At 57.2% G+C, this 13,675-nt stretch carries 13 protein-coding genes and 1 tRNA gene; 8 read left to right on the top strand and 6 right to left on the bottom strand.

The features are described from left to right. Positions 1-272 precede the first annotated feature (272 nt). Entirely contained in the window at positions 273-2,567 is a 2,295-nt protein-coding gene (locus ACR0C5_RS16930; protein WP_480878047.1) for a rhodanese-like domain-containing protein, read from the top strand. A gap of 242 nt (positions 2,568-2,809) precedes the next feature. Here ACR0C5_RS16930 and ACR0C5_RS16925 read toward each other — a convergent pair whose 3' ends face one another. From ACR0C5_RS16925 to ACR0C5_RS16915, 3 genes are all read right to left on the bottom strand, one after another. After that, the gene (locus ACR0C5_RS16925; protein WP_170507134.1) at positions 2,810-3,376 is read right to left on the bottom strand and encodes a hypothetical protein; all 567 of its coding nucleotides are present in this window, start codon (positions 3,374-3,376) and stop codon (positions 2,810-2,812) included. Positions 3,377-3,950: 574 nt separating this feature from the next. Continuing rightward, positions 3,951-4,026, bottom strand: a tRNA-Ala gene (locus tag ACR0C5_RS16920). 141 nt (positions 4,027-4,167) lie between these two features. After that, positions 4,168-4,494 (bottom strand): TIGR02300 family protein, encoded by a 327-nt coding sequence (locus ACR0C5_RS16915; RefSeq protein ID WP_170775209.1) that lies wholly within the window; start codon positions 4,492-4,494, stop codon positions 4,168-4,170. Positions 4,495-4,594: 100 nt separating this feature from the next. On the opposite strand from ACR0C5_RS16915, the gene ACR0C5_RS16910 reads away from it, so the two are divergent. From ACR0C5_RS16910 to ACR0C5_RS16900, 3 genes are all read left to right on the top strand, one after another. Next, positions 4,595-5,290, top strand: a complete 696-nt coding sequence (locus ACR0C5_RS16910; RefSeq protein ID WP_480878044.1) for a M48 family metallopeptidase — start codon at positions 4,595-4,597, stop codon at positions 5,288-5,290. Between the two features lie 30 nt (positions 5,291-5,320). Next, entirely contained in the window at positions 5,321-5,968 is a 648-nt protein-coding gene (locus tag ACR0C5_RS16905; RefSeq protein ID WP_170775205.1) for a GntR family transcriptional regulator, read from the top strand. 111 nt (positions 5,969-6,079) lie between these two features. Then, positions 6,080-7,207 carry a lytic murein transglycosylase gene (locus ACR0C5_RS16900; protein WP_480878042.1) on the top strand — a complete coding sequence of 376 codons (1,128 nt, stop codon included), beginning with the start codon at positions 6,080-6,082 and terminating at the stop codon, positions 7,205-7,207. A 270-nt stretch (positions 7,208-7,477) separates the two neighbouring features. Here the strand turns inward: ACR0C5_RS16900 and ACR0C5_RS16895 are convergent, their stop codons facing one another. Together ACR0C5_RS16895 and ACR0C5_RS16890 are read right to left on the bottom strand one after the other, a co-directional pair. Next, on the bottom strand, positions 7,478-8,440 hold the full coding sequence (locus ACR0C5_RS16895; protein WP_170775201.1) for an acetyl-CoA carboxylase carboxyltransferase subunit alpha: 963 nt from the start codon (positions 8,438-8,440) through the stop codon (positions 7,478-7,480). Between the two features lie 89 nt (positions 8,441-8,529). Next, positions 8,530-9,126, bottom strand: coding sequence for a LysE family translocator (locus ACR0C5_RS16890; RefSeq protein ID WP_170787112.1), 597 nt, complete (start codon positions 9,124-9,126; stop codon positions 8,530-8,532). Between the two features lie 72 nt (positions 9,127-9,198). On the opposite strand from ACR0C5_RS16890, the gene ACR0C5_RS16885 reads away from it, so the two are divergent. Continuing rightward, complete coding sequence (locus ACR0C5_RS16885) at positions 9,199-9,651, top strand: Lrp/AsnC family transcriptional regulator (protein WP_170775197.1); 453 nt, start codon at positions 9,199-9,201, stop codon at positions 9,649-9,651. A gap of 118 nt (positions 9,652-9,769) precedes the next feature. Beyond that, on the top strand, positions 9,770-10,348 hold the full coding sequence (locus ACR0C5_RS16880) for a PA14 domain-containing protein (RefSeq protein ID WP_170775195.1): 579 nt from the start codon (positions 9,770-9,772) through the stop codon (positions 10,346-10,348). Positions 10,349-10,377: 29 nt separating this feature from the next. Here the strand turns inward: ACR0C5_RS16880 and ACR0C5_RS16875 are convergent, their stop codons facing one another. Beyond that, a complete protein-coding gene (locus tag ACR0C5_RS16875; RefSeq protein ID WP_480878038.1) occupies positions 10,378-11,340 on the bottom strand; it encodes an L-malyl-CoA/beta-methylmalyl-CoA lyase in 963 nt (320 codons plus the stop codon). Between the two features lie 295 nt (positions 11,341-11,635). Between ACR0C5_RS16875 and dgcN the strand changes: the two genes are divergently transcribed. Beyond that, positions 11,636-12,637, top strand: a complete 1,002-nt coding sequence (gene dgcN, locus ACR0C5_RS16870; protein WP_480878036.1) for an N-acetyltransferase DgcN — start codon at positions 11,636-11,638, stop codon at positions 12,635-12,637. 62 nt (positions 12,638-12,699) lie between these two features. Continuing rightward, positions 12,700-13,665 (top strand): N-acetyl-D-Glu racemase DgcA, encoded by a 966-nt coding sequence (gene dgcA / locus ACR0C5_RS16865; RefSeq protein WP_480878034.1) that lies wholly within the window; start codon positions 12,700-12,702, stop codon positions 13,663-13,665. Positions 13,666-13,675 lie beyond the last annotated feature (10 nt).

Raw genomic sequence — 13,675 nt, 5'->3', positions numbered from 1 at the left:
CTGGCTGGGGTGGTAGGAATCCTTGCCCTCCGATGATTGTTATCGGCTTTTTAGCGAAGCCTTAGAAACTGGGGCGGTTGCGGGGGCATTTTGGCTGCTAGAGAGGCTGCTGCGAGACCGCTAGAGAACCGCCCACCGGCGCTGAGACGACCGCTGACGAGTCGTTCCGGGTGCTGAAGACTGGTCGCTGGTGCTGGCGGTTGAATGTGGCGTACAGGCCTTAAGTCGAAATTCTACACATATTCTGCTATCCTAAAAATCGGAGGACTTGCATGGAGCGAAGGATAGCAGCCGTTCTCGCCGCCGACATGGTTGGGTACTCGCGCCTCATGGAGGCAGACGAGACCGGTACTATTGAGCGGCAAAAAAGACACCGGATCGAACTCATAGACCCCAAAATAGATGTCCACAAAGGCCATATAATAAAACTAACCGGGGACGGCATGATCGCTGAATTTCCCAGCGTTGTAGAGGCGGTTCATTGCGCGGTTTCTATTCAAGAAGCCATGAAAGCCCGAGAAGAACATGTCCCTGAAGATCGTAAGATTCGTTACCGAGTTGCGGTTAATCTAGGCGACATTGTCTTTGACGAGGGGGATATCTACGGAGATGGGGTTAACATCGCGGCACGGCTGGAAGAACTGGCATCGCCGGGTGGTGTGGTCGTATCCGGCACAGCCTACGATCACCTCAAAGCCAACGTGGAAGTTGGTTACGAAGATCTGGGAGAAAAGAGAGTCAAAAACATTTCTACCCCAGTGAGGGTGTATCGTGTGGTGCCGGGTGGGAAGCCACTTGTTTCAAACTCCGGAAATTTTCCGATCAAAGTAGGCATTTTAACAGCTGCCGTTGTCCTCTTCGCAGCCCTATTGGTTTGGCGGCCATGGATACCTGATTATGATCCTGCCTCACTTGACCAAATGGCCTATCCTCTTCCGGATAAGCCTTCACTCGTTGTGCTTCCATTTGACGATTTTAGTGACGATCCAGAACACGCATTTTTTGCAGACGGAATAACAGAAGATCTGATCACGGATCTGAGCAAGCTGTCTGGCATTTTCGTTATTTCACGGAATTCTAGTTGGACATATAAAGACAAAGCCGTGAAGTCCCAGCAAGTCGCCGAGGAACTTGGTGTTCAATACATCCTTGAGGGAAGCTTGCGTAGAGCAGGTGATCAGGTTCGAGTAAACGCGCAGTTGATCGATGCCTTGAGCGGTCACCATATTTGGGCTGACCGTTACGACAGTAGTGTTCAGCAAGTTTTTGAACTTCAGGATCAGGTCCTAGAAGAAATAACATCCGCATTGGCAGTTCAATTGACATCCCAAGAAAAACAGGGGTTTGGAACAACAGAAACTGAACATCCGGAGGCATATGACTTGGTGCTGTACGGGCTTGAACTCCTGCGTAGCGGCAATTCAGATGACACTTTAACCGCGATTTCCAAATTTGAAGACGCAATCGCAGTAGATCCAGATTACCACAGGGCTTATGCAGCCTTAGCTGCTGCCCACTGGCGAATTGTTCAGAGCGTCTGGTTCCTGGCTATGGGTGGCGGGTTTGAACGGTCCTGGAAGGAAGTGGAACGAAGTCTTGAAAAGGCGATGGAGGATCCATCCGCTCTGGCATATTCGGTTCAGGCCGAAATTCTTGTAGAACAAGGTCGCCATGGCGAGGCTTACAGGGAATTGGACAAAGCGTTGGCTTTGGCGCCAAATGACCCTGACATACATTTAGTAAAAGCCAAGGTTCTCAACGCAACAGGGCGTGCAACGGAAGCGGAAGCGGCGATCCGGTACGCATTGCGTTTTGACCCGCTTGAACCAACCCGTTACTTGCGCGAATTGGGTGTTTCGCAGCTTCACCAAAAAAAATATGAGGACGTCGTGACAACGATGCGGCGCGTACTCAAACGCAATTCTGACATTGTGGCCGATATTACAACGTTGGTATCCGCACTAGGTCACTTGGAGCGGCTGGATGAAATCCCCGATCTGATAACGCAGTACGACGCTATTGCGGTGCCGTCTTATTATGATCCGTTTACGGCTGAAGAAAGCCTTATCTGGTGGTATGGAGACATGTACGGTTACGATCCAGACTATCGCCGACATTTGTACGAAGGCGTAGTGAAAGCCGGTGTACCACCCAGCACTGGCAACGACCTTGATTACGATGAGGTCGCAGGCCGTATGACGCGTGTCGAAGGTTTGTACTACCCTGAATCAATCTCACGAATTGACACTGAAGAAGCACTTGGGCTTTGGGAACAAGGAACAGCGAAATTCGTCGACGTCCGTGCAAAGCTAGATTTCAATGCCGGGCACATACCCAATTCAGTCAACTATTCTCTGTTAGTTGGTCTGTCCCGGGACGCTCTTCTCGAAATAGCAAATCTTGATGACACTATAGTTTTCAGCTGCCATGGGCCTCATTGCCCATATTCGGTTTATGCTGCGATAAAGGCACAACTCTGGGGCTTCGAAGATCCTCGGTACTATGCTGGCGGGTATCCGGATTGGGTCGAGCAAGGGCTTCCGACGGCCGCCATAGAAAACGAGTAGTTTGACGTACGCCTTTCAACCTTGGTTTCAATCCGAAAAGGGCCGGAAGCGTTTGTTGGGAACCTCTGATGGGCGATAGAGCAGATGTTCACTGGCTTTGACGAGTCGTTCCGGGTGCTGACGAGCGGTCGCTGGGGCTAGCGGCTTGGGGGTCTTGGGCAGTTGGTGGTGGGGACGTTCCAGCCAATTGAATCGAAGGACTGTTGAGAGCCCCGAACTGCCGCTAGCTTTTTGCTAGGCCCTCAGGAGACTGCACCTATTTGTCCACCGGATGAAGTAGAACCCAATGCCTTTAGTAGTAAATGAATGTTCGCTCTTGCGGCACCTTCGTTAGCTTTTTGCAACCTTTCAACGCCAACAAATGCCTCCGAAAAATCTGCCGTGTACTCCGACTTTATAGTTCTGTCGAAAAGTATCCTGCTATTAGTATCAATAATGTTGTATCGGACGGTCATTGCGACCTTCAAATCGATGCCAACAAGCGGTTGTTCGACACTAAGAATATCAGCACGTAGCGTGTACTGGCCTGAAGTAGAGTAGATTCCAGCTTGACGAAGAGAAGTTTCTACAGCCGCCTGAAAATCTTCTTTTGATATTTCCGATGTCCACATGGGGTTGGTTTCTTCCCCACCATATCCAGTCACCTTTCCGACTGAACTGTGGTATTTCGCCGAACTTGGTATTGGTGCAATTGAACCCGGAACCATGGCCGTTTTTTGCGCTGGTTGAGCACAACCGGCTAAGAGTATGCACATTGCCACCCCTGTTACTCTGAAGGCAAAATCAAAAGACATAATCGCCCCTTTCATTCACAGCCACTGTTATTTGGCTCAAAAGTGAAGTGAACTGCCCATGATTTAATAATCTTAGGCCAGAAGCGTCTTTGATGTGTATCAACTCAGAATTTAGCTGGCACCGCAACGAGTGTCCTTAATAAGGAGACGCTTTTGTACGTTAACCGGTCCATCAAAGTATTTGACGGTGCCGCACCGGTTCAAACGGCAGCTTTGTCCGCATTGCGGATAATCATCGGAATGGATCGGGTGTCTGCGTAGACTTCAAAGCGGTCTTTCGTGCTAAGTGCACCAAATAGCCAAGCAGCTGATGTACTCTCGGCGTAACGAGTTTGTAGTCGCGCGGGGGTGGCCATATCTCACCTGACCTGGCAGTCAAAAAGTCCAGATACCCCGCGCTTAGTGTGCGTGGGGTATAAACAAAATTGCGCCGCGTCCGGGTGAGGCCGGGGGGTGGGGTGCGGCATTCCGACTCGGTTGGGCCTCGGGGATACGACGCTGGAAGCCTCGGCCAGCGGCGTGAATTTAGGGTTAGAATAGGGGCAGACGCGCAATAACGCGAAATAATTCAATAAAATCAAGGGTTTTTTGGTGGAGCCTAGGGGAGTCGAACCCCTGACCTCTTGCATGCCATGCAAGCGCTCTCCCAACTGAGCTAAGGCCCCATCAAGGTACTGCTTAAGCAGTGGGCGGACGTTTATGAGACGGCGGCGATGAGTGCAAGTCCAAAAAAGGAATTCTGGAAAAAACTTTCGCCCCAATATCCGGGATGGTTCGAGGCGACGCAGGGTCGCCTCTGAACGGGATCAGTTTTCGTCTTCCGACGACATGTCGGTGATGTCGTCCAGCGAAACATCATCATTGCTGTCGTCATCATCATCCAGCAGGTCATCGTCCAGATCGACATCGACATTGTCGTCATCGTCCAGAACCAGATCTTCGTCCGACGCTTTCTCGCGCGCTTTGGCCGATGCCGCATCTTCCGCGTCAGCAGCAATCATCCGGCTTTTGCCGGTGTCCAGTTCCACGATCTCGCCGGTATAGGGGCTGACGATCGGGTCCTTGTTCAGGTCGTAAAACCGCTTGCCGGTTGTCGGGCAAACGCGCTTTACGCCCCATTCTTCCTTGGGCATGTGAAATCCCCTTGATATCAGGTGAGTCGTAATAACGATTCAGGTCACGTGCCACATGCAGCGGGCACTGTCAAAGCCTTTGAGCAGGAGAAACCGACCCATGGGGGATCACGCCTTACCGGGAACGCCTCGGGTCCCGTTGACGTTGCGAAAATCGGCGCGTGCGCGGCGGATCAGCCTGCGGATTTCCCAACTGGACGGGCGGGTTACGCTGACCTACCCGCACGGGGTGCCCGAGGCCGAAGCGCTGAGTTTTGCGCGCGCCAAAGAGGATTGGATCAGGCAGCACCTGCAAGACCGTCCTGACCCCGAACAGGTTCAGATCGGCCAGAGCATACCGGTAGAAGGGGTCGACCGGCGAATCGTTGCTGCACAGGGACGCCGTGTTACCTTGATGGGCGGTGAGATCGCGGTGCCCAAAGGGTCGGAAGGGCGCAGGCTGGCTCGGTTCCTCAAGGAATTGGCACGCGACCGGCTGACTGAGGCCTGTGATGATTATGCGGCAATGCTGGGGCGGGACTATTCTAGCCTGACCATCCGGGACACGCGGTCGCGGTGGGGCTCATGCAGTTCGGCGGGCGGGTTGATGTTTTCCTGGCGTCTGATCCTCGCCCCGTCCGAGATCCTGCATTATGTCGCCGCGCACGAGGTGGCACATTTGGTCGAGATGAACCATTCTCCAGCGTTCTGGGCGCAGGTGGAAAGGATTTTCGGCGACTACCGGGATCAAAGGCGCTGGCTGCGCGACAACGGGGCGCAGCTTCATCACTATAGATTTGATAGCCCGCCGAGTTGACGGCGGGGCTGGATGTGATCACATGGGCACATGCAGAGCCCTCGTTCCTCCGACTCGCAGACCGCGACACATGACCGGATCTATCGGGCGCTGCGCGCGCGGATCATGCATGGCGAGATTGCACCGGGCCACGCGCTGACCTTGCGTGGGATCGGCAAAGAGTTTGGTGTATCCATGACGCCCGCCCGCGAGGCGGTGCGGCGGTTGGCAGCCGAAGGGGCGTTGTTCCTGTCCTCGTCCGGACGCGTTTCGACGCCTGAGTTGACCAATGACCGGATCGAAGAACTTGCCGCCCTGCGCGCACTGCTAGAGGTCGAATTGGCTAGCCGCGCCTTGCCGCGTGCCCATATTGCCCTGATCGACCGGTTGCAGAGCATCAACATGACCGTGGCCGAAATGGTCACGAAAAGGGACGCGGTGGGCTATATTCGCACCAATCTGGAGTTTCACCGCACGCTTTATCTGCGGGCGCAAGCGCCGGCGATGCTGGCGATTGCCGAGACGGTCTGGTTGCAGTTGGGGCCGACTATGCGCGCGCTTTATGGGCGTTTGCGCCGGACCGAGCCGCCGCATTACCACAAGCTGATTATCGCCGCGCTGAAAGCAGGGGACGAGCCGGGATTGCGTCTAGCTGTGCGGTCGGACGTGACCCAGGGGCTGCGGATGCTGGTCAGCTAGGCGGCTTGCCGCCGAAGGGCCTGTTGCTGGGCGAATGGATGACACTTTGCTGGCTTGGGTCCGGCCGCTGCTGTAGTCTGGTTCCAATCAAAACAAGAGCAGATTTCAGCCATGATCAATCGTCGGGTATTTTCCATCGGCCTCGGGGCGTCCCTTTTGACAGCTTGCACGGAAGGGGCGCAGACAACCGCCCCCGCATCGCGGATGCGCCCTGTTCCGAATGCAGGTTGGGACGCTTGGGTCGCAAGCTTCAAAAACCGCGCTGCGGCGCAGGGCATCTCGCAAAGCACACTCGATCGGGCCTTTCAGGGGGCGGGCTATTTGCCGGGCGTGATCGAGCGTGATCGCAATCAGGTCGAATTCAAGCGCTCGCTTGAGGATTATCTGGCCATCGCCGCCTCGGACGAACGGATCGAGACCGGCAAGCAAATGATGGTGCGTCACGCCGGAACCCTGTCGCAGATTGAATCGCAATATGGTGTCGACAAAGAGGTTGTGGTCGCTGTTTGGGGGCTGGAGAGCCGCTATGGCGCGCGGCGAGGCGATATACCCGTGATCTCGGCGACGTCAACGCTGGCCTATGACGGACGACGGGGTGCCTTCTTTGAAAAGCAGCTGATCGCGGCGCTTCAGATCATACAGGAGGGCGACACGACCCCTGCCAACATGACCGGCAGTTGGGCTGGGGCGATGGGGCACACGCAGTTTATTCCGACCTCGTATCTGGCCTTCGCGGTGGATCATACCGGCGATGGACGGCGCGATATTTGGTCTGATGACCCGGCGGACTCATTGGCTTCGACCGCAGCCTACCTTGCCCGTTCGGGTTGGGTGCGTGGCCAGCCTTGGGGGGGAGAGGTTGGGACTGTGTCCGGCACGCCAGTCGCGGTGCTGCAACCGCAGGTGCCGGGACCGCGCATTGCTGTGTTCCGCAATTTTCAGGTGATCAAGCGCTATAATAACTCGGATAGCTACGCGATCGGTGTCGGGCATCTGTCCGACCGGATTGCCGGCGGCGCACCCTTTCAGGCCTCATTCGGCCCGGATGAGACAGGTCTGACATTGGAGGATCGGAAAGAGTTGCAGCGTCGCCTGACCGCGGCGGGCTATGACACGCAGGGCGCGGATGGGGTGGTTGGAAATAACACCAAAACCGCCATCAGCGCCTATCAACGCGCCAACGGCCTGCCGGTGACGGGCACGCCCTCGGTCGCGTTGCTGCGTCGGTTGGGGGGCTAGGGTCAGGAGCCACTAATCTTGCACCACTGGCGCGCGAACGGCAAAAAAAAGCGATGGTTTCTGGGCGCGCCGGGACTGGCGGTGTCAGTTCCAAGCGATCAAAGCCGCTGCTTTGCAGCGGTTCATGCGTCCGAAGGATTTGACTGATTTTGCCTCTGAACTGCGTTACATCCTTTAGAAATAGAACCACTATTCCAGCAAGAATGTGTCTTGTCAGAACCAAAATCAGTCAAACCAGTGGCGCAAGATTAGTGGGTCCTGACCCTAGGCCTACGCGGCTAGCCCTTTGGCGCCGATATCCAGGAATTTCTGGCGGCGGTGCTGAATCAGCGCGGCGGCATCCTTGCCGTCCAGCTCTTTCAGCATGTCCGTGATGGCTGCGCGCACCGATTCCACGGTGGCCGGACGATCGCGGTGGGCACCGCCCTTGGGTTCCGAGATGATCCGGTCGCATACGCCCAGCTTATACAGATCCTGCGCCGTCAGGCGCAGTGCTTCAGCCGCTTCGCGCATCTTTTCAGCGTCCTTCCAAAGGATCGAGGCGCAGCCCTCGGGCGAGATCACCGAATAGACCGAGTGTTCCAGCATCGCCACCTTGTTGGCCGTCGCAAAGGCAACCGCACCGCCCGATCCACCTTCGCCGATGATGACCGAGACCAGCGGTACGCCGATCTTCAAGCACATCTCGGTCGACCGCGCGATAGCCTCGGACTGGCCCCGTTCCTCGGCCCCTTTGCCGGGGTAGGCGCCAGCGGTGTCGATCAGGGTGATCACCGGCAGGCCAAAACGCCCCGCCATCTCCATCAGGCGCACAGCTTTGCGATAACCCTCGGGGCGCGCCATACCGAAATTCCGTTCGATCCGCGATTTGGTGTCGGACCCCTTTTCGTGACCGATCACCATGACAGGCTGGTCGTTGAAGCGGGCCAGCCCGCCGATCACGGCCAGGTCGTCGGCAAAGTTCCGGTCGCCCGCCAGAGGGGTGAATTCCGTAAACAATTCTTTGACATAGTCCTGACAATGGGGGCGTTCGGGGTGACGCGCCACCTGGCATTTCCGCCAGGGGGTCAGATCGCTGTACAATTCATCCAGCAGTTTGACGGCCTTGGCGTCCAGCGCGGCGGCTTCTTCGGCCACGTCCATCTCTTCGTTGGCGCGGGCCAAGGCGCGCAATTCCTCGGCCTTGCCTTCGATCTCGGCCAGGGGTTTTTCGAAATCCAGATATTGGGTCATGACGCCTCTCAACGCGGAAATTCATTGCTATATGACCTGACGTCGCGAGGGATGCAACTCAACAGCAGTTTTCCGCACCAAAAGGCTGTCTAGCCCGGCCACAGGATCGGGTAGAGCGACAGGACCAAAAGCGCGGCCATTGTCCAGTTGAACACCACCAGCCTTCGTGCGTTTGTCAGCAGCCGGGCCATCTGCTGTCCCAGTACTGTCCATGTGCTGACCGAGGGCAGGTTCACCGCACCAAACACCAAAGCAACAGTGATGATCGCGCCCATCGTGTGGTTGGGCGTGTAGACCGTCGTCGCCGTCAAGGCCATTGTCCACGCTTTGGGGTTGACCCACTGGAAAGCGGCGGCTTGCCCAAATGTCATTGGCGTTCCTTCGGTTTCGCCCCTGGTCGCTGGCGCGGCGTGGGCGATTTTCCATGCAAGCCAAAGCAGATAGGCGACGGACAGAATTTTCAGTGCGCTGTGCAACAGGGGTACCCGCATAAAGACCTGCGCCAGGCCGGCTCCCACCAATAGAACCATAACGGTGAACCCGATCCCGATGCCCAGCATATGCGGGACGGTGCGGCGAAACCCGAAATTCGCACCCGAGGCCATCAGCATCAGGTTATTCGGCCCTGGCGTGATGGACGAGACGAAAGCAAACATCATCAATGCGAAAAGCAGATCATAGGTCATTGCAGGATATTTGTCCGATCCACAGCAAATGAAATTGCGAAATCGCGCAAGTTTTTCTAAGTTTCGCAATGAATGGCGAAGATTGACCAAATAAACCAACATTTATTGCGCGAGCTGTCACGCGACGGGCGTATCAGCAATCTGGAGCTTGCCGACCGGGTGGGCCTGTCTCCCTCGGCCTGTCTGAGGCGGGTGCAGGAGTTGGAGCGCGTGGGTGTCATCCAAGGCTATCGGGCGGTTCTGAACCCAGCGGCATTGGGTGTTGGGTTCGTCGCCTATATCGGAGTTGGTCTGGGCGAGCATACCAAAGCTGCACAAGAAGGGTTCGAACGCGCTTTGCAGCGTGCCCCTGAAGTGGTGGAATGTCACAACATTACCGGAACGATTGAATACCTGCTGCGGGTGGAGTGCGCGGACCTTGCCTCGTACAAAACGTTCCACACCGAAGTGCTGGGTACATTGCCGCATGTGACCTCGATCACGTCCTATGTGGTGATGGATTCGCCCAAGGATTTGCGTGCCTAACAGCGCAAATGTGAATTTTAACTGTCTTGCGAGGTTAATTCTCACATCCTAGTGTTTATCCAATGTCCTGACCAAAATGGGGGTTAACCCCAATGGGACCACACTCAGGGAGAAGACCATGAAATTCGCTCAGACCGGAGCGCTGGCCGTGACCCTGGCGATGATCGCCGGGATGGCTGTGTCCGCGCCGCTGAAATTGCAACCTGCCAATCCTCAGCCAAGCCCCAAAGCGGGTTTGAATGTGAAATATGCGTGGGAGGGGAACCCGCCGCGCAAAATCCAGAACCTGTCAAAAGTTGAGTTTTTGTTGAAAAAGGCCGAGCCTGGCCCGCCTTTAATTGGGCTCGACTATCGCGACACGAATGAAGGGGACCCGGTTCTGACTTACAATCAGGCGTTCAATGTGGCGGCTGAAGTCACCGGTTATATCAAGTTCGATTCGCCTGGAATCTATGAATTGGAAACATGGTCCAATGACGGCATTGACGCTTGGGTCGGCGGTCAGCAGATCGGCTATGTGAATGGTCGACAGGGCTGTGAAGCCAATCAACGCACAGAGGTTGAGGTGCCCAAGGCCGGTTGGTATCCGCTCAACATCAAGTATTTCCAGAAATACGGAACCTCTTGCCTGATGATGAAATGGGGCAAGCAGGGCGAGCGGTTCACCTGGACGCCAAACAACGTGTTCGGAAGGTAAGAAAGGCGCCCCGCGGGGCGCCTTTTTCGTCAGCCATTTGCAGCGATCAGCTCGGCCTGTGCCACGATCACCTCGGCCTGCTTGATCGAGGCGATATCGACCAGACGTCCTTTGTAAACGGTTGCGCCTTCGCCATTGGCCTTGGCCTGTTCCATTGCCGCCAGTATCTCGCGGGCCTCTGTAACCGCCTCGTCCGAAGGGGTGAAGACCTGATTGGCCAGAGCGATCTGCTTGGGGTGGATCGCCCATTTGCCCACCATACCCAGCGTGGCCGAACGTTTGGCCTGCGCGATATAGCCCTCATCATCCGAGAAATCGCCGAACGGGCCGTCAACGGGCAGCACGCCATGGGTGCGGCAGGCGGCGACGATGGCCACCTGTGCCCAATGCCACGGATCGGACCAGTGCTTTTCGCCCTCGCGCAGCATGTAATAGTTTTCCTGCGTGCCGCCGATGCCGGTGGTCTGCATCCCCATCGAGGCCGCAAAGTCTGCTGCCCCAAGGCTCATGGCCTGCAGGCGCGGGGATGAGGCCGCGATGGCTTCGACATGGGCGATACCAGCCGCGGATTCGATGATGACCTCAAAGCTGATGGGCTTGGTGCGGCCCTTGGCGCGCTCGATCGCCGTGACCAGCGCGTCAACGGCATAGACGTCCTCCGCACAACCCACCTTGGGTATCATGACTTGGTCCAGACGGTCGCCGGCCTGTTCCAGCAGATCAACCACGTCGCGATACCAGTAGGGCGTGTCGAGGCTGTTGATGCGGACGGACATGTATTTGCCGCCCCAGTCGATTGTGTTCAGCGCCTCGATCACATTGGCTCGGGCCACATCCTTGTCAGTGGGTGCAACGGAATCCTCAAGGTCCAAGTTGATCACGTCGGCGGCCGAGGCGGCCATTTTCGGGAACAGCTTGGTGTTCGAACCGGGACCAAACAGCTGACAACGGTTTGGGCGGGCAGGGGCGGCGGGTTGAAGGCGAAAGCTCATCTGGACCTCGTGCGGGAAAGGAAATTGCGATTTTGTTGGCTTATCTGGTATTAAATTGCGCAACGCGGCGCAAGCGTCTTTGTGCAGGCGCGGCAATGCATTCGCAGCATTCCCCAAAATACGCTGCGTCGTGGGCGGTTAAAGTTTAATCACTTTGGAAACTTGAAAAGTCTTTGCGCATTTTCGGCAAACTGCGCAAAATTCTCCCAACCCAACTGACGTTGACAGAAGGATTCGCGAAACTCTCGCCTGCCGGCTCCACTAGCCTGCGTCGGAATCAAAGGAGTGCACCGCAATGATCGAGACACCGTATCTGTTGTTTTTGGGCGATGCGCCCGACCAGTTGGCCGCAAAAGTCGCCATCGGCATCCGGGACTGGCGTCCCGAGAACGCCGTGGGCCAGTACCGGATGGAGGGTTGCAAGGCCGATCTGGGTATGACCGACCTGACTCTGGCCGAAGCCAAAGCCGCCGGCGCGAAAACGCTAGTCATTGGCGTTGCCAACCGGGGCGGTGTGATCAGTGCAGCGTGGAAGAAAGTGTTGATCGAGGCGCTCGAGATGGGGTTTGATCTGGCCTCTGGCCTACATAACCTGTTGCGCGATGAGGGCGATCTGGTGGCCGCGGCGCAAACCCACGGCTGCACGTTGCACGACGTACGTGTGCCGACTGTTGGCTATCCAATTGCCAATGGTAAAAAGCGCAGCGGCAAGCGGTGTCTGGCCGTGGGGACCGATTGTTCGGCAGGCAAGATGTACACCGCCATGTCGATGGATGCCGAGATGCGCAAGCGGGGCATGAAATCCACTTTCCGCGCCACGGGGCAGACGGGCATTCTGATCACCGGGCAGGGGGTTCCGCTGGACGCGGTCGTGGCCGATTTCATGGCCGGTGCGGTCGAATACCTGACGCCAGAGAATGACGCCGATCACTGGGATCACATCGAAGGGCAGGGGTCACTGTATCATGTGTCCTATTCCGGTGTGACTATGGCGCTGATCCACGGCGGTCAGCCCGATGCGCTGATCCTGTGCCACGAGCCTACGCGGACGCATATGCGTGGCTTGCCCGAGTATTCCCTGCCGTCGCTGCCGGATCTGCGTGACGCGGCGCTGCCGCTGGCGCGGATCGCCAACCCGGCCTGTCAGGTTGTCGGCGTCTCGATCAACACGCAGAACCTGAGCGAAGACGAAGCGCGCGCCTATATCGCCGAGGTCGAGGCCGAGATGGGCTTGCCCGCAACCGACCCGTATCGCTTTGGCGCGGGTAAGCTGGTTGATGCGCTGGCGGCGCTGTAACACGATCTGGCAAAGATTTTTCGTCGAAAAATCTTGGTCGCTCTGCTGGGGAAAGGTGTGTGATGCGGATAGACATTTCGCGGGATGTGTTTCGGTTGGCGCAGGTGTTCACCATCTCGCGCGGGTCTCGGACCGAGGCCAAGGTGCTGACCGTTCGGGTCTCGGACGGGGTGCATCAGGGCTGGGGCGAATGCGTGCCCTACGCGCGCTATGATGAAACGCTGGAGTCGGTCGAGGCCGAGATCGCGGGTCTGCCTGCGGACATCACCCGGCAATCGCTTATGGACCTGCTGCCCGCTGGGGCGGCGCGAAATGCCGTAGACTGTGCGCTGTGGGATCTGGAATGCAAGCGTGCGGGCAAACGGGCGTGGGACTTGGCCAGTTTGCCAGTTCCGGGCCCCGAGATCACCGCATATACTCTGTCGCTGGACACGCCCGAGGCGATGCAGGCACAAGCAACCGCCAACGCGCATCGTCCGCTTCTCAAGATCAAGCTGGGCACACCGGACGACATGCCCCGGCTTGAAGCTGTGCGCGCGGGCGCGCCGAACGCACGGATCATCGTCGACGCGAATGAGGGTTGGTCGGCCGCTGTTTATGCCGACCTTGCCCCGCATCTGGTGCGTTTGGGTGTGGCTCTGGTCGAGCAACCCTTGCCTGCCGGTGAAGATGACGCGCTGATCGGAATGGAGCGTCCGGTGCCCGTGTGCGCCGACGAGTCCTGTCATGATCGCAGCAGCCTACCCGGTCTTAAAGGCAAGTACGATGTCGTCAACATCAAGCTCGACAAAACCGGCGGTCTGACCGAGGCTCTGGCGCTGCGGCAGCAGGCGCTGGCCGAGGGCTATAGGGTCATGGTCGGTTGCATGGTCGGCAGCTCGCTTGCGATGGCACCTGCGACCTTATTGGCGCAGGGTGCGATGGTCACAGACCTTGACGGCCCGCTTCTTCTGGCCGAAGACCGCACCAACCCGCTGATTTTTGATGACGCCGGAGTGCATCCGCCAAAAGCGGCGCTCTGGGGCTGAGGAGAGTGAC

The sequence above is a fragment of the Ruegeria sp. N8 genome, assembly GCF_056531325.1.
The sequence above is the reverse complement of the archived record's forward strand: the minus strand, read 5'-3'. Positions and strand labels throughout refer to the sequence as shown.